The organism is Blautia sp. Marseille-P2398, assembly GCF_964240315.1.
Lineage (GTDB): Bacteria > Bacillota > Clostridia > Lachnospirales > Lachnospiraceae > Blautia_A > Blautia_A wexlerae.
On sequence record NZ_CAXSTD010000003.1, the window covers coordinates 233,217 to 256,729 of the forward strand.

A 23,513-nucleotide genomic window follows, 5' to 3' on the forward strand; every position below is an offset into this window, starting at 1 on the left:
ATCATTGTATCAGGATAAAGTTCACAAAGTATCCGCAATACGTTCCCATAAGTTCATGTCATTATTGAAATCGTACATATTTCAGTATAAAAAGTTCACTATTCAAATTCTGATTATTATTTCTCCATATACTCTTCTGCCATATGTACTGCCATAGCACCATCTGCCACTGCTGTTACTATCTGACGAAGTAACTTTGTTCTGACATCTCCTACAGCATAAACACCCGGAATACTCGTTTCAGTGTTTTCACCTGCCACAATATATCCTTTATTATCCAGTTCTATCTGATTATCTAAAAAATCTGTTGTCGGTTTTCTTCCTATACTCACAAACAGGCCGTCACATTCTATAATGTTTTCTTCTCCTGTAACTGTATCTTTCAACCGCACACCAGTCAATCGTTCTCCATAAATCAGTTCATTTACTGTATTGTTCCATCGAAACTCTATATTTTCAGTTTTCATCAGCTGGTCATGGTAGATTTTCGTTGCACGTAATGTATCTCTACGATGAACAATGATGACTTTCTTAGCAATTCGACTTAAAAGAGCAGCATCTGATACAGCAGAATTTCCACCACCAACCACCACCACGATCTTATCTTTATAAAACATGCCATCACAGGAGGCACAATAAGCAACCCCATGACCTATCAATTCTTTTTCTTTAGCGAGACCAAGTTCTCTTGGATTTGCTCCAGTAGCAATCACTACTGTTTTCCCAATATAAATTCCCGAACTAGTTTCTACTCTCTTAAGCTTTCCTGTTAAATCCATATTAAAAACTTCAGCATATTCACTTTTAGCGCCAAATTTTTCCGCCTGTTTTTGCATTTTCTCTGCCAATGAAAATCCGTCAATTCCATTTTCAAAACCAGGATAGTTATCAATCTGCCAGGTCAATGACATCTGACCACCTGCAGATAATTTTTCTAAAACAATTGTATCAAATCCTGCTCTGGCTGCGTATAATGCTGAAGTATACCCTCCAGGTCCTCCCCCCACGATAATCATATCGTAAACATGATTTTCATTCATACAGCAGTCCTCCTTTTATTTTTCCAATGCTTCATTAATAAAATTCTCTATCATTATTTTTGATTCAGGTGCAACAATAGAATCTATTGCCTTTCCATTTCGATATAAAACCAGCGTAGGAATTATCTCAATCTTTTCAGCTTCTGCAATCTGTGGTTCTTCATCAATATTTACTTTTCCAGCAATAAGAATATCGCTGTATTCTTCACTTATTTTTTCATAAGCCGCTCCAATTCTACGGCAATAACCACACCAAGGTGCCCAGAAATCAACCAAAACCGGTTTTTCCTTATGAATTAATTGTCCAAACTTTTCTTTATTTATATTTATAGATGTCATATTTTTCAACTCCTTCTCCTATTTGAACTTAATATACCCCAAATAAGTGCTTGCTTCCGTGATGATATCACAGAAAAGATAATTTACTTTATTACACTTCTTTTTATTTCTATTTATGGCATATGCCAGTTATATAATTGACGCATCTAAAAAAAGCAAGTATACTATGTTCGTAAAGGAGATAACGGTTATGAACTTCGAAAATTGTTTTCCACTATGGAATGACTTAAATACAGCACAGAAAAAAATAATTTCAGACAATTTAATCACACAGTATGTAAAAAAAGGGACAATCATTCACAATGGAAACCTGGATTGTACTGGATTATTACTGGTTAAATCCGGGCAGCTTCGAACTTACATACTTTCAGATGAAGGACGAGAGATTACACTTTACCGTCTGTTCGATATGGATATGTGTCTTTTATCCGCCTCATGTATCATACGCTCCATTCAATTTGAAGTAACCATTGAAGCAGAAAAAGATACTGATCTTTGGATCATCCCTGCTGAAATCTATAAGGGCATTATGAAGGAATCTGCTCCCGTCGCAAACTATACTAATGAGTTAATGGCCACCCGTTTTTCTGATGTCATGTGGCTGATTGAACAAATCATGTGGAAGAGTTTGGATAAGCGTGTTGCTTCATTTCTTTTAGAAGAGACCTCTATCGAAGGAACAAACGAGCTGAAAATCACTCATGAGACGATTGCTAATCATCTTGGTTCCCACAGGGAAGTTATCACTCGAATGCTTCGATACTTTCAAGGCGAGGGTCTCGTCAAACTCTCCCGCGGCAAAATCACAATCCTTGATCCAAAAAGACTGGAAACACTCCAAAGGTCATAAAATTGTTTTTCTGTAACATATAAAGAAGAATCCTCCATTTATCAGAATTATGAAAGTCATTCTAATAAATGGGGGATCTTTTTATATTACGAGAAAATTATAAAAATATTATGATTATTTTTAATAATCCATACCACATGCATATGCCTTTTCAATCAGCGCACGGTCATTGACAACTGCATCATAGAAGCGGAATCCGCCGGAGAAGTTGTATGTTTCATATCCATTTCCTTCCAGAATACGACTGGCAATATAACTTCGCAGCCCACTCTGGCATATCAGGTAAACAGGCTTTCCCTTCTCAATTTCATTGATACGTTCCCTTAGTTCATCTACAGGAATGTTTTTGAATCCATCCATATGCCCCCTGTTAAATTCACCTACAGTTCTCACATCCAGCAACACAACACTTTTATCTCTAGAAATCTTATCCATATCTTCCAGATGCCATTGTTTTAAGGTACCTTTTGCTATATTGTCTATCATGAATCCTGCCATATTTACAGGATCCTTGGCAGAGGAATAAGGCGGTGCATATGCGAGATCCAAATCCTTCAGCTGGGTTGCCTTCAGCCCTGCATGGATTGCTGTTGCCAGCACATCAATACGTTTATCAACTCCTTCATATCCAATAATCTGAGCACCAAGCAAACGATAGGTCTCTTTTTCAAAAACCACCTTCATGGTCATCACTTTTCCACCAGGATAGTAACCGGCATGACTCATAGGAGAAAGAATTACTGTATCTACCTCTAATCCTGACTTTTTGGCATTGGTTTCATTGATACCTGTAGTGGTTGCTGTCATATCAAACACTTTTATAACGGAGCTTCCCTGACTGCCCAGGTAACGACTATCACCGCCACAAATATTATCAGCGATGATCCTGCCCTGTTTATTGGCTGGTCCTGCCAAAGAAATCAGCGCATCATTACCCGTAACATAATGTTTTACCTGAACTGCATCACCTGCAGCATAAATATCCGGTACAGAGGTTTCCATTCTGTCATTCACTACAATACTTTCCTTGATGCCAAGTTCCAGACCGGCTTCTTTTGCTAATACTGTGTCTGGTGTGACTCCGATTGCCAGCACCACCATATCAGCCTGAAGAGATGGATTATCTTTCAACAGGACCTCCACTCCGTTGTCTTTTTCTTTAAATCCTTCTACTGTATAGCCCAGTACCAGTTTTATCCCATGCTTTCTCATTTCATTATGGATCATGGATGCCATATCCGGGTCAAAAGGGTTCATCAGCTGCTTAGGCCGCTGGACAATCGTAACATCCATGCCAAGCTCCCTCAAATTTTCTGCCAGTTCCAGACCAATAAAACCGCCACCTGCCAATACAGCCGATTTTGGATGATTCTTATTTATATATTCCTTTATCCGAAAAGTGTCTTCTACAGTACGAAGTGTAAAAAGTTTATCAATACCTACTCCGGGAAGTCTCGGCTGTGTTGGCTTTGCACCTGGAGAAAGGATCAGCTTATCATAGTTTTCTTCAAATATCTCACCATTCTCCAAATTTTTCACTGAAACCGTTTTACGTTCCGGATGTATGGAGATAACTTCATGATGAATTTTCATGTTAATACGGAAGCGTTTAAAAAAACTCTCTGGTGTCTGTAGTGTAAGTTCTTCCGGGTCTGTGATCACGTCTCCAATATAATATGGAAGTCCACAATTTGCATAGGATATGTATCCGGATCTTTCAAACACAGTAATTTCAGCATGTTCATTCAGTCTGCGTATTCTTGCTGCGGCTGTAGCTCCTCCGGCTACACCTCCTACAATTATTACCTTCATCTTATTTTTCCACCTTTCCTGAGTAAGCTGCAATGCCACCGATATTATTTACTTTAGAATATCCCATTCGTTGCAGTATCCCAGTTGCCTGGCGGCTTCGTGAACCGGAATAACAGTATACAAACAGTGGGATATCCTTATTCTTTGCTACAGAAGCAATATTGTCAAGTTGCTGCAACGGCACATTTTTACTTTCTGGTATATGTCCTTCCTGATATTCCTGCGGTGTACGTACATCCAGCAGAACTGCATCATCAGTCCTTTTATATTCTTCTATGCCTTGATTAATATTCGACTGTTTAAAGAGATCAAAAAATCCCATTAGCACACCTCCCTAAAGCATTTCTAAAATCGCATTCTTAGGTCTCGCCCCTGAAACCTGCTGTACAATCTTCCCATTCTTCATAACCACTAAAGTCGGAATGCTCATAATACTGAACTTATTTGCCAGTTCAGGCTCTTCATCTACATTAATCTTTCCAACTTTAATATCTCTACGCTCACTTGCAATCTCCTCTACAATAGGTACTACCATGCGGCAAGGTGCACACCAAGATGCCCAAAAATCTAAAAGAACGGGTTTATCGGAATTCAGTACTTCGTTCTGAAAATTATTTTTATTGATATTAATAGCAGACATTTTACAGTCCTCCTCATCTTTTTCTTTTTGTAGATTTATTATAGTCTTAATTTCATTTATTTTCCGTGATTACATCAGCATACCTCATTAACTTAACTTCTTGCCATACCATCTACACTTAATATAACACCTGTAATGTAACTCGCCTCATCTGAAGCAAGAAACACAAACGCATTGGCAATATCTTCTGGCTGTCCAAGACGACGCAATGGAATTCTTTCAATCATAGGTTCGATAACTTCCTTTGGCACGGCCTTCATCATATCAGTTTCTGTAATCCCAGGTGCAACTGCATTAACACGAATACCTTTAGGTCCTAGTTCTCTTGCTAATGATACAGTCAATCCGTTTACTGCAAACTTGGACGCAGGATAAGCAAACCCACTTGGCTGTCCAGAAATACTCACCATGGAAGAAGTTGAGAGAATGACCCCCTTGCCTCTTGCCACCATACATTCTGCAGCTACACGAGTAGTATTAAATACTCCTTTTACATTTAGATCCATGACTTTATCAAAAGTCTCCTCTGTATAATCCATAAAAGAGGTGTTTTCTGAAATCCCTGCATTATTTACCAGTATGTCGACACATCCATATTTTTCAGTTGCCTCTTTAAAAGCCTTTCTGACAGACTCCATGCTTGCCAGATTTGGACTAATTCCAGCAACTATTGCATTGGGATATTTTTCTTTTAATTTATCTACAGCAATATCTGCCGATTCCTGTGAACTTGCTGCCAACACAACTGAAGCACCTTCCTTCAAGAATTTATCAGCTGTAGCAAATCCTATACCACGGCTTCCACCCGTAATGATTGCAACTTTATCTTTTAATCTCATTTAGACTACCTCCTTACTTTGTTTGTAGTTACATTATAAGCAAAAGGTAAATCATTTTCTGTGATATCATCACAAACTATCGCAATAAAAAACCCTGTTGCTCACACGCACCAGGGTTTTTGTTTATCTATCCGTATTTAAATAATCAGAATTTTATTCAACTTCTGAAAACTGATCTTTTCCAACATTACATAATGGGCATTCAAAATCTTCTGGAACGTCCTCCCACTTTGTTCCTGGTGCAATACCACCTTCAGGATAACCTTCCTCTTCATCATATTCCCATCCGCAAACGTCACATACATCGATTATATTTAAGAAGATTCATCTACTCTGAGCTGAGCGCTAATTATATTTCTTACATAACTGTTTATTCTTATACATATAAGCATCTGCATCATCCAATAACATCTGCATTGTACACGCTATATCATCGGAGGATAATGCCCATCCGCATGCATAGTCGATTGGTAATTGATTTTCACAACTATTTAATCTCTCTTTTTCTCTTGACAATGATTTTAATATCTCCTTAATTTCCGCCTCGCTCGTATGATAAATAACTGCTATAAACTCATCTCCGCCATATCTTCCAACAAAATCCTTTTCTGGAATGACACTGCACAAAAGCTTTGCGAAATTCAATATCAACTGATCTCCTGCGGAATGTCCCATTGTATCATTTACAGTTTTTAGATTATTTAAATCAAACATTATGCATGCTGTAGAATCTGTAATTATATCTTTTTTATTAAGTAGCTCATTACAGGCATTTTTATTTGGCAGTCCAGTATGGGCATCTACGAATGCTTTTTGTTCCAGCAGTCTGTTTTGCATTGCCATCTGCATTGCCTTTAGAGTCTGCATAATAACCAATATCACCAGACTCAACATATCAAGTGCCGACAAAAGCTCTATGGTACGAATCTTTACAGCGATTTTTTCTGAATAACTTTCTGCGGCAGAGACAGTTTCATCTGCCATCGTAAAATATATTTCACTCATATTAACAATGTCTGTATTTTCGTATCCCTTGTTTCTTACTGCTTCAATTTCTGTTTTCAATTTATCCCAGTAATCACTCTGGATTTGCAATTTTTCCTGATACTCTTCGTCATTGAGTTTTACCAGGTCATAATGTCCATCCTGATATCTCAATCCAAGAAGAATATCATCCAAATATTTAATTAATTCGTCATTTTGGTTTCCTGTAATTTCTAATTTTATTTCGCGCTGCGTAGCTCCACGTACCAGACCGGCATAATTTATTACGCGTGCTGTTCCCTGCAGCCTACTAATCTGAATCATCATAAAAATAATAAGAACTACCAATATCAATATAAGGAAACTCTGTATAATACCTATTAAATTTTTACTTTTCTTGTTTGTCTTCATTTCATAATTTATCTCTAACCTTAAATAATATTCATTTCAATAACTATGCTATTCATTTACTTTCTCTATATTTTGGACAAATACCTTTAAATATAATATCATAATCGTTATGGTAATGATTTTTTAAGAAAAATCGAATTACTTTATTAAAAAAATACCCATAACAAGTATCTTTTTAACAAGATGTTATCTCTGTTTTCCGTTCAAAAACATATTCTGCATCTGATGATAAATCAGAGCGGAATGAATAGCCTAGTCTATCAAATTTCTTAATATCCTCAGGATTTTCAATTCTGTTTTCAGCCATGAACCTAACCATTTCACCACGGGCCATCTTAGCATATGTACCTTTTGTCACCAGTTTATCTCCTGATAACTCACAAAATGTAATCGTAATGTATCTATCCTGTCGTGTCAGATATTTTTCTATGCACTTAGAGTATTCTTTCGATGCCAGATTGATTATAATCCTGCTGTTATCAATCACTGAGCGGTATAATAAATCTCCCCAGTACTCATACAGATTTTTTGTTTCTCCTATTCCAACCTTCGCCTGCATTTCCAAACGATAAGGCGTCACACCATCCCTTGGTTTTAACACACCATAAAATGCAGATATTATTCTCAAATGATTTTGTACATACTCGAACTGACTGTCCTCAAACACAGATGGAGCCATATATTGAAAAGCAATTCCTTCATATGATAAGACAGCTGGGGTAAGTAAATGATAAAGATCCATGTTTTCCAATCTATTGAAGTTCTGTTCTGTAATTTTGTCATTACATTTCCAAATAGTCTTCAGTTCTTCTTTTGACTTACTTTTCAACCAACTTTGTATCTCTGTCGTCTTTTCAATAAATTCAGGCAATCCATCCGGCGCTATGCTGTCAGTATCTGTAATCATCTTTTTAGCAGGGGATAATATTATCTTCATTAATCTAATTCCTTGAGCATATTTTCAGGATCATCTGCAGCCTTGACTTTATCATTTGCCTTTATAATAATCCCCTGTTCATCAATAAGATATGTGGTTCTTACTACTCCCATAGAGACTTTGCCATAATTTTTCTTTTCTTTCCAGACATCATATGCTTCAATAACTTTACGCTCCGGATCTGCTAATAGCGTAAATGCCAGTCCGTATTTTTCTTCAAATCTCTTGTGAGACGCTACAGAGTCCTTGCTTACTCCGAGAATAACAGCTCCCTTCTCAGTAAACTGTGGATAACGCTCAGAAAAGCCACATGCCTGCTTCGTACATCCTGGCGTATTATCCTTTGGATAAAAATATAAGATCACTTTTTTCCTGCATAATCGCTTAATTTATGCACTTCTCCGTTCTGATCCGGCAATTCAAAATCCGGTGCTTTTATTCCTAACTCTAACATTTACTATTCCTCCGCTTTTGTATTTTTCACCTGTTTTCTTGTTCTTTTATTACCCGAAATCATTTTATGACCAGAATAGACTGCCATAATCATGCATATCAGAGAGCCAAATGCAAAGTATTTGTGTGCTGCTTTTAACCCTTTATATCCTGTATAAAAAGTTCCAATCATTGTGATCAATGCTCCTACTGACCAATATTTATGTGCTTTCATGTAATTCCTCCATTTTTTCAGTGTATTCAATTCTAATTATACGCTACCATATTCCTATGTCAATTTGATAATAGAGCATTCCTATAAAATTTTTCAAAATATCATTGTCAAAACTATGTATTGTTATCCTTTAATTTTTCTTTGAAATAATTGACAAAAAGCTTGCTTTCAGGAGATTACTATTTAATCTCTTTTCCATCTATATATAGTTGAAATTTATCAGGATTATTGACAATATCATAGTCCTTTCCGTATTCTACAGGTCTATATTCGGCTGTCATTACCGATTCCCCGTCTTCAATATCCTCTTTCCATAAATAGATGTGCATATCAATGCTCGTCGCATATCCTCTGTCTGTGGAGAATTTTGTCGAATGAAAAGAATCATCCTTGTACATCTGCAAAAGTTTTCTTGCAAACGCTTCTCTATCCTCAATATCTTCCCTATTTGCGACCACGGTTATATTTTCATCCCGATTTACAGAAAAAGTTCCAACTACATCTGGTTCGCCTTCTTTATGACTGGATTCAAATTTCCCATAAATACTTCCTGCAGCAATTATCAAGATTGCTGTTCCTGAAATTACTGCAATTATCTTTTTCTTCATATTTTTAATTTCCTTTTAATTTTTTTACTGCGTAATTGATTACTTCTTCCGGTGTGGGCCTGTCTCCTTTAAGTGTCATTTTCTTCCATTCTTCCTGCACAGCCGGGTCAGGATTATCAAATCCTGCATCTATGGCTATCTGCATTTCTCTGCGTACTTCTTCTGGTGTTGTGTTATACTTTTCTGCAATCTTCTCATATATAGTTTTCTCTCTCATTCATTTTCCTCCGATATATAAGTGGAATTATATCTTGTTCTATAAAATCAATTTAGCATATTTCTGTTGGCATGAAAAGAGACTTTACAACTTAAAATTGGATAAAAAGGACAAAAAAAGAAGAGCTACTTGCTCTTCCCATATAGTAGTAGTAAAATAATATGTCATGCCAGCGCAATATATTACCTAGAATATCGCTATAACAGGAAAGGGGCTGCATTGTGACAGCCCCTAGTTTACTTCATCACGTTGTCTACATTCTGAATGAACTCGTTCCCTGGTTTATTTTAGCATCGGTCTGGATTTTGTTTCATAAAGATAAATTTTGCCACAGAGCGGTCATATGTTTTAATGTGTCCAAACAGCCAGTCGATTACATTTTTCTGTACAAGTTCACTGAACCGATCTGTCGGTCCTTCATACTCCTGAAGGTATTCATACAGTTCCTGAATTGTCTTTCTAAACTCTTCATGTTTTTCATAATGTTTTTCACGCTCTGGATAACCGGATTTTTCCTGAAGCTTTTCCTCTTCTTTAAAATGAAAGTCAGTATATTCATCCAGATAATCCAGCATTTTGATTGCTTTTACTTTGCTGTCGCCATTTTGACAGGCAGTTACAAAGTTCTGGATACGGTCGATCAATTCTTTATGCTGGGTATCAATTGTTTCATTTCCTGTTACTAAATTGTCATCAAAGGTAATGTTTAAATCGTAAGTCATAATTTGACCTCCATTTCTTTTATATGTTCTCTTAGGATCTTTTAATGTCTGGCAGTTTTGTACCTGCATTTTCTGCTTAGTCTTCTACAGGAACGAAAACATCTTTTCCTAATCCGCAGATTGGGCATGTCCAGTCATCTGGAATATCCTCAAATGCAGTTTCTGGATCGATACCAGCGTCTGGATCTCCTACTGCCGGATCATAAATATATCCACATGGTTCACATTCATATTTTATCATAGTCATTTTCCCTTTTCAATGTCGATTTATTTTTGTTACCAAGTTCCTAGCAATTTTTCTAACACTTTGTTTCTTGTATATCTGTATTATACATGATAATTATTCTCTTATCAATAATAGTAATTATTATTATTGTACTTAGCATAAACTGATATTTGAATTGCAAATTTACATATTGTATATATCATGGGAATAGTTGAATAAAAAAATGAACTCTATTCATTAAAGACAGAGTTGCTGGAAATTATTTCTCTCCAACAACTTTTTTCGTCTTTAAGTCCTTGAAACACAATACTGTCCAATCAGATTCATCCAACTGTTATATTTATTCTTTTCACACACCTTTCGGCAAATTTCATTTTCCATCAATACACAGAACATCTTATCATAATCAAATGCCCAAACAGCACCATTCACATGGTTTTCCACTGCTTTTTGATCTATGTTCTTTAAACGTGTGACCATTTTTTCAATTTCTCCATTTCTCAAGTTACCGATATTTTTGCAGATAAACCGAAAGAAATTCAACGTTGCATATTCGTCATGCCAATGGAACTCTTCTGGATTGTTTTTAATTTTACTGACTCGCTGCTGTTCTTTGATTATCTGATCAGCTACACCTTTCATCGAATCTTCGTATCTCATATTACTCACCTACTCTTCCTCAACGCCCAGTGACGGTTTAAATCTTTTATCCTTTGCCTGCGGTACCACGATCTCATAAAAATAAAATCCTAAATACCCAAGTGTCTGCTTCTTCATTTTATAAAAAGAAGTCTTATAAAAAGAAGTCCTGCCTATTCCTAACTCCTGTTGTACTTCCACATCTGTCTTATTATAATGACTGCAAAAACAGGAATGAAGGATTTCGCTGAGCATCACACCATTCGGTGCATAGAACTTAACCAGTGTCATTCCACGATAGATCATATCTGACAAGCCATAAATGATCATCAGCTTATTCATTTCCCGATGCATCTTTGGCACATTCAGCTGATTGTTATAAATGCTCAGATAACTCAACGCATATGCCATATCTTCATTGATTTTCTCCTGGCACTCCATATCCAGTTCTTCTAACACAATCTGATTTTCCAAAATCAATTTTTGATAGCTTGTCATCAGTTCTTTGATATCTGTATAATGTCTCTCCATCGTTACTTCCAGATAATCCTGCGCATGGCTTGCCATCTGGAAGGTAATCTCTTTCATTGATTTAATTGCATAATCTCTGTCTGTCATCAGTTTCAAAATCTCCTTATCATCATCACACTAACTGGCGGTCTTTCAGACCAGTTCGCTTTCCCCATGATTTTGATGGGAAGCAATTACTTACTACAATTTGCAGAAGCGGATATCCAAAAGGCATTGTGGGAGTTGCCTTTGCTGACCGGAATCCATCTTCTTATGTAAAACCTGCAGGAATATAAAGGGAAAGTGACTATCCCTGCAGGTTAATAATCATTAATTTTCTAACAATACTGCATTGATTTTTTCCAATTTGCACACCATGAAGCATGTAATAATCTTTCTTTCTCCGAACTCACTATAAAATACCCTTTTCCAAGTCCACCTCCATATCCTCCAAGAACCTGATCCAGGTCTTTCAGTGCAGCTAAAACATAGCTTCTTGATCTATTTGTGATCTCACATAATTGTTTTAGCGTATGTGGCTCTCTTCTTATTATGAATAATATTTGTCTCTTTAGTAAATCAAACTCTAAGTCCGTTAATTGATTTTTCTTTTTTATTTCCTTTTTGTACTCAATAACACCCATATGGTAGCGTTAATTAAATCTTTTCCATACATCATCCGGATCACACAGCAAAAATTTTGATAATTCTTCTTTAAATGCTCTCCTAGACATATCATCTTTTTTTCTGATTACTGAAAAAGCTCCACAATCTTGATACAAATTTTTAATTTCACTTATTGAAGTTCCTTCATCTTTTAATTTCCTATAAGTCGTACTTCTTGACTGGAACATAATCGCCTGCATATCAATAGCTGTTTTCTTGCCTTTAATTAGTTCAAGTATCTGTTCTACTAAATCATTCATTGTGATTCCTCCTTTTATGACACTATTATAAGGCTAACGTTGAACCTTTTCTTTACGATTCTGTATCATCCTGTATTATTTTCTCTCCATAAACCATTTATCCACTTCATAAAACAAATGGCTTTCCTGCCCCTGTATCATACAGGTGTACATCATTCCTACACCGCCTGCCTTTCTGCTAGCACATCGCTCGATTTTCAAAATTCTGTCGATGTTATATTTTCTTCCATCTTCCCAGGTAAAGAATATAGGAACCAGTTTTCCATCTTTCCGAAACTCTGCCACTACATCTAATCTCAATGTTAGATTACTACACCGAAAAGTGTGTTACTTGTTAAGTTGATTGAACCGCCGTATACGGAACCGTACGTACGGTGGTGTGAGAGGTCGGAATTTCTCATTTAAGAGAAATTCCTCCTACTCGATTACCCTCAAAAGGGATGACGCGCTGACGCTGGCACTCACGGCGGCTTACAAGGAGGGAGCCGCACATGATACAACCTGACCGCCGACAAATTCTGACGATGTTCTCGCAACAGTCAAAAAAATCCAGACCGCCAAATGGGGACAGTCTAACTGTGGTTGCGAAAAAAGACCAGAAGCCACCTACACCAGTGACTTCCAGTCTTAACTTTTACCTATCTTACACCCCGATCAGCCCCTCTCTCCGGCTTATCTTTTCCCTGCTTTTCTTGAATAATCCTCTTATTAATCTCAAGCCGTTCATGAATGGATAATTTCTTCCTTTAATCCGTTTTCCTTTCCTAAAAGTTAACTATTTATTCTAATATACCTCTTACAAGCTCGATTCAAAAACTCATAGTCATGTGTTACAACTATAATAATATATTTTTCTTCTGACAATTGTTTCATCAATTTTTCCACCTGACACATATGCCTAAAATCCAACCCACTGGTAGGTTCATCGAAAATAAGCAGCTTTTTTCACCCATAACTGCCTGGCAAATAGCAAGCCTCTGTCTCTGTCCACCAGATAATATCATCGGATGATATTCTGCATACTCTTCCAAGTCAAATTTTTCAAGTAATTCCCTGATTTCTTGTTCAGAGGCTTCTTCATTTGCAAGCAGACATTCATTTTTCACACTATCTGAAAACAACTGATGATTGACTTCCTGCATGACCATCCCGAACAGTTTGGTCCGGGCCTTTTCCGACAGCTTTTTCCCTTGATACAGAATCTCGCCGCCTTTGGGCTTAAGCAGACCGCACAAGCAATTGCAAAAAGTAGATTTTCCGGCACCGTTTTTCCCTGTGATACCGATGATGTCTCCCGCTCTTGCAGATAAACTAATATTCTGAAAAATCATCTGTTTCTTTCTCTTACATGAAAGGTTACAAATCTGAAGTACTGCGTCTTCTGAGTTTCCTATAATCTCCGGGATCTGTATCTGTTCAGGAACGATACTTCTGAGCCCCATTTGTTTTCGTTTCAGATCAGACAAAGCCTTAAACTCATCTGATGTAAATTCTTGTTCTATACGTCCTTCTTTCATATAAATAATTCTGTCTGCGAATTTCTGGATCCATGCCAGACGATGCTCTGCCACAACTACAGTATGTCCCTTCTCCTTAATTACCTTCATTCTTTCACTCAGCTTTTCCATCGCTGCTATATCCAAATTCGCTGACGGCTCATCCAGCACATAAATCTGCGGATTCATAGCATATACTGATGCAAACGCAAGAAGCTGTTTCTCACCACCTGACATGGAAAATACATCCCGGTCTTCCAGCTTCTCTATATCTAATTCATTTATTGTATTCTTAATTCTTTTTCGTATATATTCCGGTTCCACGCCTCTGTTTTCCAGGCCAAATGCCATCTCAGCATTAGAATTCGTATAAAAAAACTGAGTTCTTGGATTCTGAAAAACAGACTCTACAAGCTCTGCAATCTCATACATAGGCATCTCTGCAACATTTTTCCCGCAAACCGTAATCGTTCCATCTACGCTGACATCCCTTACAAAATGCGGAATCAATCCATTAATCAGTTTTGTCATTGTGGTTTTTCCACATCCACTTTCCCCGCATATCAATACGAACTCCCCATCCTGTATCTCCAGATTTATATCTGACAGAATTCTTTTTCCTTGCATTGTTACATTTACATTTTCAAACTTTATCATTTTCTTTATCCCGCAATCACCACTATAAGTATTCCAAATGTTACCAAAATCATTATCAACCAGTCTGAAATTCCCATGTGAAGTGTTATTTCACTAGTCTTTTTTCCTGGATTCTCGATTCCTCTTGCCACTGCCGCCGCTGCTATTTCATCCGATGTATTGACTGCAGACACGATCAATGGAACTACCGTACACTCCAAGCGGGATGCCCATGAGATATTCTGAAGTTTCATAGCAGCATTTATATGTACGAACTCCTCTTTCAAAGCTGGAAAATATCGAAGTGTCGTAGACATTGCTATGATAAATCCTTGTGGTAGATGCAGTGTATACATGGCAGCGATCATTTTCTGTATGGACGATGTTCGAAGCAGCAACAAACCTGCCAAAACACACGGCAGCATACGCAATGAATAATTAACTAAAACTGGAAACACCATATTCATCCATGCGGGGCACTGCGGAAATACATACATTAGTAAAAGGTGGAAAGAAACAAGTAAAACGATACCTTTACCTGCCGCCTTATATAGTCCATGCACCAGAATAAGTTGGAGAAATATGCCTGAAAGCATACTCCCCTGCTCAGAAGTTTTCTGACAGAACATACCAATATTTGCCATTAAAAGCAGCCACAGCCCAGCTCTTGGATCAAGATGATTGATGACTGTTATCTTATTCATCAGACAATCCCTGCTTTCTTAAAATGTTTACGGAATAAACCTTTAGCAATCAACGCTCCAATCACGCCTCCTATGACTGGAGAGATACAAAGTATAATCAGCATTGGCGTAGAAATCAATCCCGATAAAGACCGGACATATTCTGCAGACATTCCATTTTGCTGAATCTGCGCCAAAAAACTGTCTTTATACACCCATATTGCCAGTGGAGAGCCAAGCATTCCATAACAGAAAAACACAAACGATATCATCATATGTGTAAAACTGTTATCATACTTTGTCACAGACCTGTACAGTTCCGACAATATACATGCAATAGCAAATGTAATCAGTAACAATACTGTAAACTGACCAGTCACGAAATAAAGCAATGCAGTAATTGTTCCCATAATAAATACTGCCCCTGGTTTTCTCACTTTAGCTGTCATAAGCAGGAATGGGATTCCGGTCACAATTCCTGTCACGCCCGGTAACAGCAGCCACAACACTGGCACAAATCCAGTAAACATAGCTGCTAGATTGAGCATAAAATAAATTGCAGAGAAGATTCCTATTGTAATAAGATCCTTTCCTGATAATTTTCTTGATTCTTCCATGTCTTTCGTTCCTCCTTAGCCGATTTTCCAGCCTTCCGACTGAATTCTGATATCTACAAAATCCTTATATTTTCCAGGAACAGCCACAAGCTCTTTGTGGGTTCCCCTCTGAATAATCTGCCCATCATCCACCACCAGAATCTGATCTGCCTGCTCAATTGTCGCCAGTCTGTGTGCGATTGTTACTATGGTTTTTCCTTTTGTAAGTTCCGATATAGCTGCCTGGATCAAATGTTCATTTTCCGGATCTACACTGGCTGTCGCTTCGTCAAGTATAATAATCGGTGCATCTTTTAGAATCGCTCTTGCGATGGAAATGCGCTGTTTTTCTCCACCGGACAGGCTCCCACCCCCTTCACCGATGACAGTATCGTAGCCTTCCGGTAATGCCATAATAAAATCATGGCAGCATGCTTTCTTTGCCGCTTCTACCATTTCTGCTTCTGTTGCATCCGGTTTTCCAAAGCAAATATTATTCCTCACTGTATCATGAAACAAATATACATTCTGAAATACCATGGAAATGTTGGATAACAGACTGTCACAAGTAAATTCTTTCACATCATGTCCTCCCACACGAACACTTCCACTGTCTGCATCATAAAACCGGGCAATCAGATTGCAGATCGTAGATTTTCCGCTTCCGGAAGGACCCACGATTGCTGTAACTGAATACTCCGGAATTTTCAGATTCACATTATGGAGCACCTGTCTTCTCTCCTTCCCTTCCCCGTAAGAAAAATCTACATTCTGAAATTCGATATCATAGTGTGCAATCTCTATCTGCTGTCCATCTGCATCAATGAAGGACTCTTTTGTCAATTCATCCAAATGCTCCAGGGCGTCATCAATGACAGCCAGTACATGAGCACAGTCTGTAATCGGCTCCAAAGAACCAAACACATGAAATGACAGCAGAATCACAAACATCATATAAGTAAAATCCAACTGTCCGGAAAATCCCAGATAAAACGTAGCAATTACGATACACACACTTGCTGTTTTTAACGCCAGCAGATGCAGTGCATTATAAGGAATATATCCCCATTCTATTTTCAGATTAATGTCACGGCTGTCCCTGCATGCTTTTTTCATTGACTCCATAGAAGCTCCTGCTTTTCCAAAGGATTTCACTACAGAAAGTCCTCTGGCATATTCCAGGATTGCTCCGGTCAGATCTCTGTTTGCCGCAGCAAGGATTGGTGCATTTCTTGTACTGTACTTTGAAATGATAAGCAGAAATATCAGAGAAACAGCAGCACCCGTCACTGCAATCAGCCCCACTCTCCAGTTCACACAGGTGAGCCACAAAAGGATGCAGATAAAATTCAGATAACCTCCTACAAAGTTATCAATCATACGGATTCCCATTCCTTCCAGTGTATGAAGGCCTGTCGTGATGGAATTAAGAATCGTACCTGTATTCATATTCTGGAAATATCCTAAAGATACACGTTTCAGTGCATCTCCTACTGCAAGTCTGTCTCTGGCAATCAATTCATAACTGATCGACTCCTGAAATCTTGCTCTCAGATAATCAAACAGAAAGCGCAGAAAAATGAAGAACAGCAGAATCACGATACTTTTCCCAATCCAAACCGTTGAGACAGCTTTTCCCTGTCCTTCGCATTCTACAAGCTTCCCGATCATATATGCAGCCCATACGACAGGCATTGCCGCAAACCAGCCTGAAAAAAAGGAAAAAATAAAACCAATATACAGATTCTTTTTAAAGCTTCCACACCAGTCAATGATTCTTTTTACAGTGCCAAACATGAGTCTTCACCTTCTTTCTGACTTCCCACTGCCCAGTGTCTTGCTCCCACATGAGCCTGCCACATTCGCTGATAAAGCTGACAATTCTGAAGCAGCTCTTCCTGGGTTCCCGCCCCTTCTATACAGCCATTTTTCAAAACAACGATTTTGTCTGCATCTGTGATTGTGGAAAGTCTGTGTGCAATGATCAGCAATGTCTTGCCTTTTGTCAGTTCTTCAATACTCTTCTGAATCTTGTTTTCATTTTCCGGATCCGTAAATGCAGTCGCTTCGTCAAGGATGACGATCGGTGCATTTTTTAATACCATTCTGGCAATAGCAATTCTCTGCTTTTCTCCACCGGACAGGCGTTTTCCTGCCTCCCTAGCCGGGGTATCATAGCCCTGCGGCAGCTTCTCTATAAACTCCTGGCAGCATGCCTTTCTTGCTGCTTCCCGTACCTCTTCATCCGATGCAGCCGGATTGCCGAGACGTATATTTTCCATGATAGAACACCGGAACAGGAAATTATCCTGTGTCACAAAACTGATCATTTCTGAAAGCTGTGACAATGGCATTTCCCTAATATTTACACCGCCTATGGTAATGTCGCCGGATGTCACATCCCAGAATCTTGAAATCAACCTTGCTACTGTAGATTTACCTCCCCCGCTCGGTCCGACCAATGCACTAAAACTTCCTGCCGGCATCGTCAGGTCAATTCCATGCAGCACCTCGTCCTTTTCCTCACCGGTATAAGAGAAATGCACATTTTCCAGTTTCACATCATAGCTGTTGATATTTGCATATACAGAAGGCTCCGGCAATTCTTTCATCGTAAGAAAATCCTGTATGCTTTCGATGTTATATTGCATTTCACGAAGATTTTCAGAGAATACCTCTATTTTTGCAAAAGATGTCACCATGGACATGGACAGCATGACTGCCAGCACAAGCTGTGATATGATCAACTGACCATGCATCGTCAGATACAGTCCCACAGGCAAAGTTCCAAGCAGTGTCGATGGAAACAGGGCGAATGTCATTTTCATGGTGATCCAGGTGGAAGACAGCCATTTCACAACGAATTTCTTATAATCCAGAATTGCTTTTGCATATTTCTCATAAGAGGTTCCTGCCCTGCCAAATGCCTTAATAACCTCTATGCCCTCTATGTATTCCACAATAGTACTGTTCATATGTGCATTGGATTCGTCGTACTGAGTGAAACTTTTTCCGCTGATAATCATGGTAAGTGTCATAAATACCAAAGACAATGGAACGGTTACAAGGGAAGCCAGTGCAATTCTCCAGTCCAGCGTAAGCAAAGCGATAAAGCTGATTACCGGAAGCAGGAGATGTCCGCTTCCTTCCGGAATCATATGAGCAATGGGGGGTTCCATATTTTCGATTTTTTCTACCATAATGCTCTTGATTTCACCAATACTGTGCCCTTCCACATCTCCTAATGGTGCTTTCAGAAACCGGTCTGTCAGGCGGAGCCTTAAACCCTCCAATATGTGATAGGCTGCTATATGTGATATCCATGTGGATGCGGAAAAGCTTACGATTTTTATAGTGTAAAAGAGTAAGGCATACAGACACCATCTTAAAATTTCCTGCATAGGAGCTTGATTCAGATTTCTTATATACAAATCGATTCCACGGTAAATGCAATAATATGGCATAAGTCCACTAATAATACTGATAACAGATAAAATAACAGATATTCCAAGCCTTTGCCCGCTTCCTTCGGTATAGCTCAGCAACACTTTCAGCCAGCTGTCCTTTTTTTCTGATACTTTTTTATTTTCCATCATATGTTTCCTTTTTGAATCGGTACTCTGCCGGAGACAGCCCCATCACACTTCGAAATGCAGATGAAAATTTTCCCGGATTTTCATATCCTACACTTGCGGCGATCTCCTGTACTTCTTTCTCTTTATCCTGTAACAGCATATTTGCAGCCAGATTCATGCGGTACCTCTTCTGATAAGAATAAATAGAATCTCCATAAACATCTTTGAAACATTTTTTCATAGTTGTCAGTGGAATCTCATACATAGAGGAAAGTTCTTCGATGGTAAACCGTGTCTGAGGATTCCCTGTGATCTGCGCATGAATCCCTTTGATTTTTTCCATCTGAGTTTTGTAATAATATGGTCTGACTTCTTTCCTGTCTTCTACGGTCATCGTGTTTAAGTACAACAACAATTCCACGACTTTTATCTGATAATATTCTTTTGCTTTTGCAAGTTCCGGATGTGCCATGTTTTTCTGGTAAAATCCTGAAAGAATTGACCCAAGCTCCTTATCTCCACGAATTACATAAGGTTTCTCTTCGGCACAATACCGGCTTCGAAGTTTCTCAATGGAAACGGAAAATCCATGATACAATTCATCAAGTACCTTCTGAACTTCCACAACTTCCATGAAAATACTGACTCCGTGATAATGCTTCAGCGGATAATAAGTTGTCCCTTTATGATTCTCTCTGTTATCCAGACGAAGTTCATTTTCCTGCATAATGCTGAACACGCCTGGCTTTACCTCCATCTCAATTCTTCCCTCCCGGCAATGGTCAATACAGAATATTTTTCTGTCATTCTTCAATTCAAATTCAGATACACACTGTTCCATATGCATGTCTGAAAAACAAATCATCACTCCGGGCAGTACTCGGTAAATCGTCATCACTCCTTCTCCTGTCGCATCATTCAGTATAAGAATCGAACAATTCTCATTCTGAATCACAGGTTTCACATTACTTCCAAGGCTTGCAATTTCATTCACATTCAAATTTCTTCTCATTCCCTTCATATAGCTATATTTTCTTCGTTAGTCATTTCTAACTTTTTATATCTTACCATGAGAATTAAGCTTTATCCATACCCGAATGGACCTTGGCAATCCATTTGGACAAAAAATAAAGTTCCAGACTTATTATCTGAAACTTTATTATAAATCCAGCATCATTGCATTACTTCACACAACGGAAATATACCATAGAACCGTCAACATGGATATCCGTTTCTTTATATAGTTTTTGAAGGATATCTCTCAGCTCTTTCTCCGTCTGAAATGGTGGAGAAAACCACCCTTTCTTTGCAAGAATATTTTTTACCAGCCAATCTGTCCGTTTCGAATTTCCCCTGATATAAAAACAGGCAATGAAATCGCCGCCTGGTTTCAAAATACGCCATATTTCATGAAATGCTTTTTGCTTATCAAGAAATGCATGAAAACCATTCATACTGACAACGGTATCAACAGATTCATTCTCCATTTGCAGATTTCCCACATCACCCTGAATACATTTGATATGTGCATGACTACCAAGTCTTTTTCTGGCTTGTTCAAGCATATCCATGCTGTAATCAATACAAGTAATATGTGTATTTTTCAGAGAACTCCATTTGTTTTCCGTAAATACAGCAATTCCAACCGGAACATCAAGAAGATTTCCTGAAAAGTCATCAGGAACATATGATAAAACTTTTCGCGCTATATCATTATCATCAGTGCCACTCCAAAATAACTTAATATACAGTTTGCTGAAAATATTTCTTTGCGTAAGAACATCGTCATATATATTTTTTGATGTTTCATAAGCATTTTGTATTTTGTCTGCCATATTACCCTCCAAATTTAATTTTAATTCTAAAAGCTTAAAACTATCGTTCTCTAATCTTCCTGACATTACGATTCATGAGGTGTCTTCCAATATGTCTATAAGCAAATGCTTTAAAGGCTGAAATTTCTTGATGATGTTCCTTCAACAGTTCATCTGGACAATCATAAACACCAAAATCCTGATTGATTCCCTCGCTCTGAATATAAGTATTGTTCCTATCAAACTCAATAATGAGATTTCTGAAATCCTTGACTGCTACTCCATAACCGCAAAATGCACCTGTACATTCCGAATTTTGTTCCTGTAACTTCTTTATGTAGGTTTTATCCAAAATGAAAGCTTCCAGTTCGTACCACTGATTTTCGAAATTAATTTCTACCCAGCTATGGAAAATACTTTTTGGAGCATTACGGTAAACAAACCCTGTCATAGCCCCTTTCTGCAATCTTTTATCAATCGTAAAACCATGTACTCTGCATGGAATATTGCAGGCACGTAAAAGTGCCATAAATAAAGTTCCTTTTGTATTACATTGTCCATAACCATCTGCAAGTACTTTTGAAGCTGAAATTCCGTCATCAATATTATATCCAAATAAAACATCATCTCTTACATAGTTGTAGATTGCCTTAATCCTTTCAAATTCACCCATTTCCTTCCATTTCATATTTTGAATAAGTTTTTGAATTGCCGGATTAGAAAAATCAACCATTCGTGTTTCCCTAAGATACTTATCTTTCATTTCCTATCGCCTTTCCCATAGGTTTTCTCACAACACAATGCATTCGCATACCTTTACGAATTTCAAATTTTTCTACTTTTAATCCTGCTTTTTTGCAACATTTTATGACCACATCTCTTGTTGGCACCTGGACATCTCCATGTCCGCATATATTTGCCAACGGCATTTCCAATATATTCATTAGCCATACCAATACTTTATTGTCACTGGTCACATCTCTCAGTATCAATCTTCCATTTGGACGAAGACATCTTTTCACACTGTCAAAAAATGCCTGTGGATCCGGATAATGATGGAAGCTCATAGAACAAATAATTGCATCAAATGAATCCTTTTCAGAAGGAAAGTTCTCACAGTCTCCTACAACAAATGTTGCATTTGGAATATTTTTCTTTTTTGCCTGTTCAATTATGGCAGGAGTCAGATCCAGTCCTGTATAATGTCGGTCTGGATATTTTTCTGCTAATAAAGAAATCATCGGAGCAGGTCCGTAGCCTGCATCTAATAAATCTCTAAATGACTCCTTCTCTAATTCTTCCAGAATATCCGGATAATCTTTCTTGCACATTTCGTAAATACCAGCATGGCTACTTTCATATCTTCCTGCTGCTTTTGTAAATTCTTTAATTGACAATTTTTTATATTCTTCATTTTTCATGCTTTTTCTCCAATCACTGTACCTTTTTCGCCTTGCATCCGCATTTCTTCATTTTTTTTATATAAGCATAAAACTGCTTATGCAATTCCCTCATTTCATCTGGTGCCTTCATAGCATGTTGATACATAAATTTATCTCCAAAACTGCTTCCAAATGTAACTACCAGCATAATCGCTAAAAATGGCAAGGGTAAAAAGCGAAAAATATTCATTTTCCATGGTGACAGTTTACCATTTTGTTTTCGCAAAAAAATAAAATTTCTTTTCAGCCTTTCTGCTGTTTTCCTCATGATTTTCCATTCTTTTTCTACTTTCTCCGGATTGTCTGATTCATAATACGCATCCGCAATTGGTACCACCATAGCAAGATGACAAAGCTGCCATAGATGCATATCCGTTACTTTCTGGTATGGTATATGAGCATGCCTCAATATCTCTGAAAACTGCTTAGTTCTTTCGGATTTATTTCCTGATATTTCTGCAAATGTTGTCGGCTGAATCAACCTTGGAGTAAGTGCTGCATCAAGGATACCATCATCATTTATACTTCCGCCTGCTCCTGGAAAAGCCGGTAATATTCTTCCTTTTCCGACAATGTCTTCCCATTTATTGTAACTGTCCAGTGAATTTATCATTGTAACAATCGTATTACTTTTATTATTTTTCAATTCAGTTAGTGCTTCACACAGCTGGTTTTCCCGGACAGTAAGCAAGACAAAATCATAAATATCATCGTTTGGTAGTTCTCCAAGAATCCTAATCTCTGCCTTTATTACTTCCTGATTTTTCTTATATTGCAATCCATTATTTCTTAAAGCCTCAAGTCTTTTACCTCTGGCATAAATATTTGTATCATAACCGGCTTCTGCAAATAAAGCCGCATACAAGGATCCAATCACACCAGCACCATAAATCAATATTCTCAT

Annotated in this window: 30 protein-coding genes and 1 pseudogene; 1 reads left to right on the forward strand and 30 read right to left on the reverse strand. The window is 37.8% G+C overall.

The genetic code is table 11. From position 1 onward, the window contains the following. Window positions 1-116: 116 nt before the first annotated feature. Together trxB and ACESZG_RS05520 are read right to left on the reverse strand one after the other, a co-directional pair. Window positions 117-1,040, reverse strand: a complete 924-nt coding sequence (gene trxB, locus ACESZG_RS05515; RefSeq protein ID WP_026648815.1) for a thioredoxin-disulfide reductase — start codon at window positions 1,038-1,040, stop codon at window positions 117-119. A gap of 15 nt (window positions 1,041-1,055) precedes the next feature. Next, window positions 1,056-1,379, reverse strand: coding sequence for a co-chaperone YbbN (locus ACESZG_RS05520; protein ID WP_118614358.1), 324 nt, complete (start codon window positions 1,377-1,379; stop codon window positions 1,056-1,058). 166 nt (window positions 1,380-1,545) lie between these two features. Here ACESZG_RS05520 and ACESZG_RS05525 point away from each other — a divergent pair, with 166 nt between their 5' ends. Beyond that, entirely contained in the window at window positions 1,546-2,229 is a 684-nt protein-coding gene (locus ACESZG_RS05525) for a Crp/Fnr family transcriptional regulator (RefSeq protein WP_117449800.1), read from the forward strand. A 120-nt stretch (window positions 2,230-2,349) separates the two neighbouring features. On the opposite strand, the gene ACESZG_RS05530 is transcribed toward ACESZG_RS05525, so the two are convergent. The 28 genes and pseudogenes from ACESZG_RS05530 to ACESZG_RS05665 form a co-directional block, all read right to left on the reverse strand. Continuing rightward, window positions 2,350-4,041: an FAD-dependent oxidoreductase gene (locus ACESZG_RS05530; RefSeq protein WP_118614876.1), complete on the reverse strand. Its 1,692-nt coding sequence runs from the start codon at window positions 4,039-4,041 to the stop codon at window positions 2,350-2,352. A 1-nt stretch (window position 4,042) separates the two neighbouring features. Beyond that, entirely contained in the window at window positions 4,043-4,363 is a 321-nt protein-coding gene (locus ACESZG_RS05535; protein WP_005421613.1) for a rhodanese-like domain-containing protein, read from the reverse strand. A 12-nt stretch (window positions 4,364-4,375) separates the two neighbouring features. Further along, complete coding sequence (trxA, locus tag ACESZG_RS05540; protein WP_005421612.1) at window positions 4,376-4,681, reverse strand: thioredoxin; 306 nt, start codon at window positions 4,679-4,681, stop codon at window positions 4,376-4,378. A gap of 92 nt (window positions 4,682-4,773) precedes the next feature. Next, entirely contained in the window at window positions 4,774-5,520 is a 747-nt protein-coding gene (locus ACESZG_RS05545) for an SDR family NAD(P)-dependent oxidoreductase (protein WP_019161209.1), read from the reverse strand. Between the two features lie 153 nt (window positions 5,521-5,673). Next, window positions 5,674-5,832, reverse strand: a complete 159-nt coding sequence (locus ACESZG_RS05550) for a rubredoxin (protein ID WP_081017100.1) — start codon at window positions 5,830-5,832, stop codon at window positions 5,674-5,676. Between the two features lie 33 nt (window positions 5,833-5,865). Continuing rightward, window positions 5,866-6,915: a GGDEF domain-containing protein gene (locus tag ACESZG_RS05555; RefSeq protein WP_173702516.1), complete on the reverse strand. Its 1,050-nt coding sequence runs from the start codon at window positions 6,913-6,915 to the stop codon at window positions 5,866-5,868. Between the two features lie 175 nt (window positions 6,916-7,090). Continuing rightward, window positions 7,091-7,852 carry a peroxide stress protein YaaA gene (gene yaaA / locus ACESZG_RS05560; RefSeq protein ID WP_008708186.1) on the reverse strand — a complete coding sequence of 254 codons (762 nt, stop codon included), beginning with the start codon at window positions 7,850-7,852 and terminating at the stop codon, window positions 7,091-7,093. Beyond that, window positions 7,852-8,306: pseudogene (gene bcp, locus ACESZG_RS05565) on the reverse strand (thioredoxin-dependent thiol peroxidase). Before bcp ends, yaaA begins: the two are co-directional and overlap by 1 nt. A 3-nt stretch (window positions 8,307-8,309) precedes the next feature. After that, window positions 8,310-8,519 carry a DUF6219 family protein gene (locus ACESZG_RS05570; protein WP_008708189.1) on the reverse strand — a complete coding sequence of 70 codons (210 nt, stop codon included), beginning with the start codon at window positions 8,517-8,519 and terminating at the stop codon, window positions 8,310-8,312. A 179-nt stretch (window positions 8,520-8,698) separates the two neighbouring features. Further along, the gene (locus ACESZG_RS05575) at window positions 8,699-9,127 is read right to left on the reverse strand and encodes a hypothetical protein (RefSeq protein WP_008708191.1); all 429 of its coding nucleotides are present in this window, start codon (window positions 9,125-9,127) and stop codon (window positions 8,699-8,701) included. A gap of 4 nt (window positions 9,128-9,131) precedes the next feature. Continuing rightward, a complete protein-coding gene (locus tag ACESZG_RS05580; protein WP_026648209.1) occupies window positions 9,132-9,344 on the reverse strand; it encodes a sporulation initiation factor Spo0A C-terminal domain-containing protein in 213 nt (70 codons plus the stop codon). A 287-nt stretch (window positions 9,345-9,631) separates the two neighbouring features. Next, on the reverse strand, window positions 9,632-10,066 hold the full coding sequence (locus ACESZG_RS05585; RefSeq protein ID WP_008708195.1) for a bacteriohemerythrin: 435 nt from the start codon (window positions 10,064-10,066) through the stop codon (window positions 9,632-9,634). Window positions 10,067-10,142: 76 nt separating this feature from the next. Further along, window positions 10,143-10,307 (reverse strand): rubredoxin, encoded by a 165-nt coding sequence (gene rd / locus ACESZG_RS05590; protein ID WP_020993356.1) that lies wholly within the window; start codon window positions 10,305-10,307, stop codon window positions 10,143-10,145. Window positions 10,308-10,580: 273 nt separating this feature from the next. Continuing rightward, on the reverse strand, window positions 10,581-10,952 hold the full coding sequence (locus ACESZG_RS05595; protein ID WP_008708198.1) for a hypothetical protein: 372 nt from the start codon (window positions 10,950-10,952) through the stop codon (window positions 10,581-10,583). A 9-nt stretch (window positions 10,953-10,961) separates the two neighbouring features. Beyond that, window positions 10,962-11,549: a hypothetical protein gene (locus tag ACESZG_RS05600; protein ID WP_173720959.1), complete on the reverse strand. Its 588-nt coding sequence runs from the start codon at window positions 11,547-11,549 to the stop codon at window positions 10,962-10,964. 230 nt (window positions 11,550-11,779) lie between these two features. After that, on the reverse strand, window positions 11,780-12,085 hold the full coding sequence (locus tag ACESZG_RS05605; RefSeq protein ID WP_173720960.1) for a hypothetical protein: 306 nt from the start codon (window positions 12,083-12,085) through the stop codon (window positions 11,780-11,782). A gap of 9 nt (window positions 12,086-12,094) precedes the next feature. Next, window positions 12,095-12,367 (reverse strand): hypothetical protein, encoded by a 273-nt coding sequence (locus tag ACESZG_RS05610; protein ID WP_173682644.1) that lies wholly within the window; start codon window positions 12,365-12,367, stop codon window positions 12,095-12,097. A 75-nt stretch (window positions 12,368-12,442) separates the two neighbouring features. Then, window positions 12,443-12,667 (reverse strand): hypothetical protein, encoded by a 225-nt coding sequence (locus tag ACESZG_RS05615; protein WP_173720962.1) that lies wholly within the window; start codon window positions 12,665-12,667, stop codon window positions 12,443-12,445. Window positions 12,668-13,239: 572 nt separating this feature from the next. Beyond that, window positions 13,240-14,520, reverse strand: coding sequence for an ABC transporter ATP-binding protein (locus ACESZG_RS05620; protein ID WP_373217716.1), 1,281 nt, complete (start codon window positions 14,518-14,520; stop codon window positions 13,240-13,242). A gap of 5 nt (window positions 14,521-14,525) precedes the next feature. After that, window positions 14,526-15,203, reverse strand: a complete 678-nt coding sequence (locus ACESZG_RS05625) for an energy-coupling factor transporter transmembrane component T (RefSeq protein ID WP_173720964.1) — start codon at window positions 15,201-15,203, stop codon at window positions 14,526-14,528. Continuing rightward, complete coding sequence (locus ACESZG_RS05630) at window positions 15,203-15,799, reverse strand: MptD family putative ECF transporter S component (RefSeq protein ID WP_117449263.1); 597 nt, start codon at window positions 15,797-15,799, stop codon at window positions 15,203-15,205. The genes ACESZG_RS05625 and ACESZG_RS05630 overlap by 1 nt, the downstream gene beginning before the upstream one ends. Window positions 15,800-15,814: 15 nt before the next feature. Next, a complete protein-coding gene (locus ACESZG_RS05635; protein ID WP_368211233.1) occupies window positions 15,815-17,575 on the reverse strand; it encodes an ABC transporter ATP-binding protein in 1,761 nt (586 codons plus the stop codon). After that, window positions 17,560-19,374 (reverse strand): ABC transporter ATP-binding protein, encoded by a 1,815-nt coding sequence (locus ACESZG_RS05640; protein WP_368211235.1) that lies wholly within the window; start codon window positions 19,372-19,374, stop codon window positions 17,560-17,562. The genes ACESZG_RS05635 and ACESZG_RS05640 overlap by 16 nt, the downstream gene beginning before the upstream one ends. After that, entirely contained in the window at window positions 19,361-20,347 is a 987-nt protein-coding gene (locus ACESZG_RS05645) for a helix-turn-helix domain-containing protein (protein WP_368211237.1), read from the reverse strand. The genes ACESZG_RS05640 and ACESZG_RS05645 overlap by 14 nt, the downstream gene beginning before the upstream one ends. Window positions 20,348-20,534: 187 nt before the next feature. Then, entirely contained in the window at window positions 20,535-21,188 is a 654-nt protein-coding gene (locus tag ACESZG_RS05650; protein ID WP_368211239.1) for a class I SAM-dependent methyltransferase, read from the reverse strand. Window positions 21,189-21,228: 40 nt separating this feature from the next. Next, window positions 21,229-21,930 (reverse strand): transglutaminase family protein, encoded by a 702-nt coding sequence (locus tag ACESZG_RS05655; protein ID WP_015527132.1) that lies wholly within the window; start codon window positions 21,928-21,930, stop codon window positions 21,229-21,231. Then, window positions 21,920-22,588, reverse strand: coding sequence for a class I SAM-dependent methyltransferase (locus tag ACESZG_RS05660; RefSeq protein ID WP_368210837.1), 669 nt, complete (start codon window positions 22,586-22,588; stop codon window positions 21,920-21,922). The genes ACESZG_RS05655 and ACESZG_RS05660 overlap by 11 nt, the downstream gene beginning before the upstream one ends. A gap of 13 nt (window positions 22,589-22,601) precedes the next feature. Then, entirely contained in the window at window positions 22,602-23,513 is a 912-nt protein-coding gene (locus tag ACESZG_RS05665; RefSeq protein ID WP_173720970.1) for a ketopantoate reductase family protein, read from the reverse strand.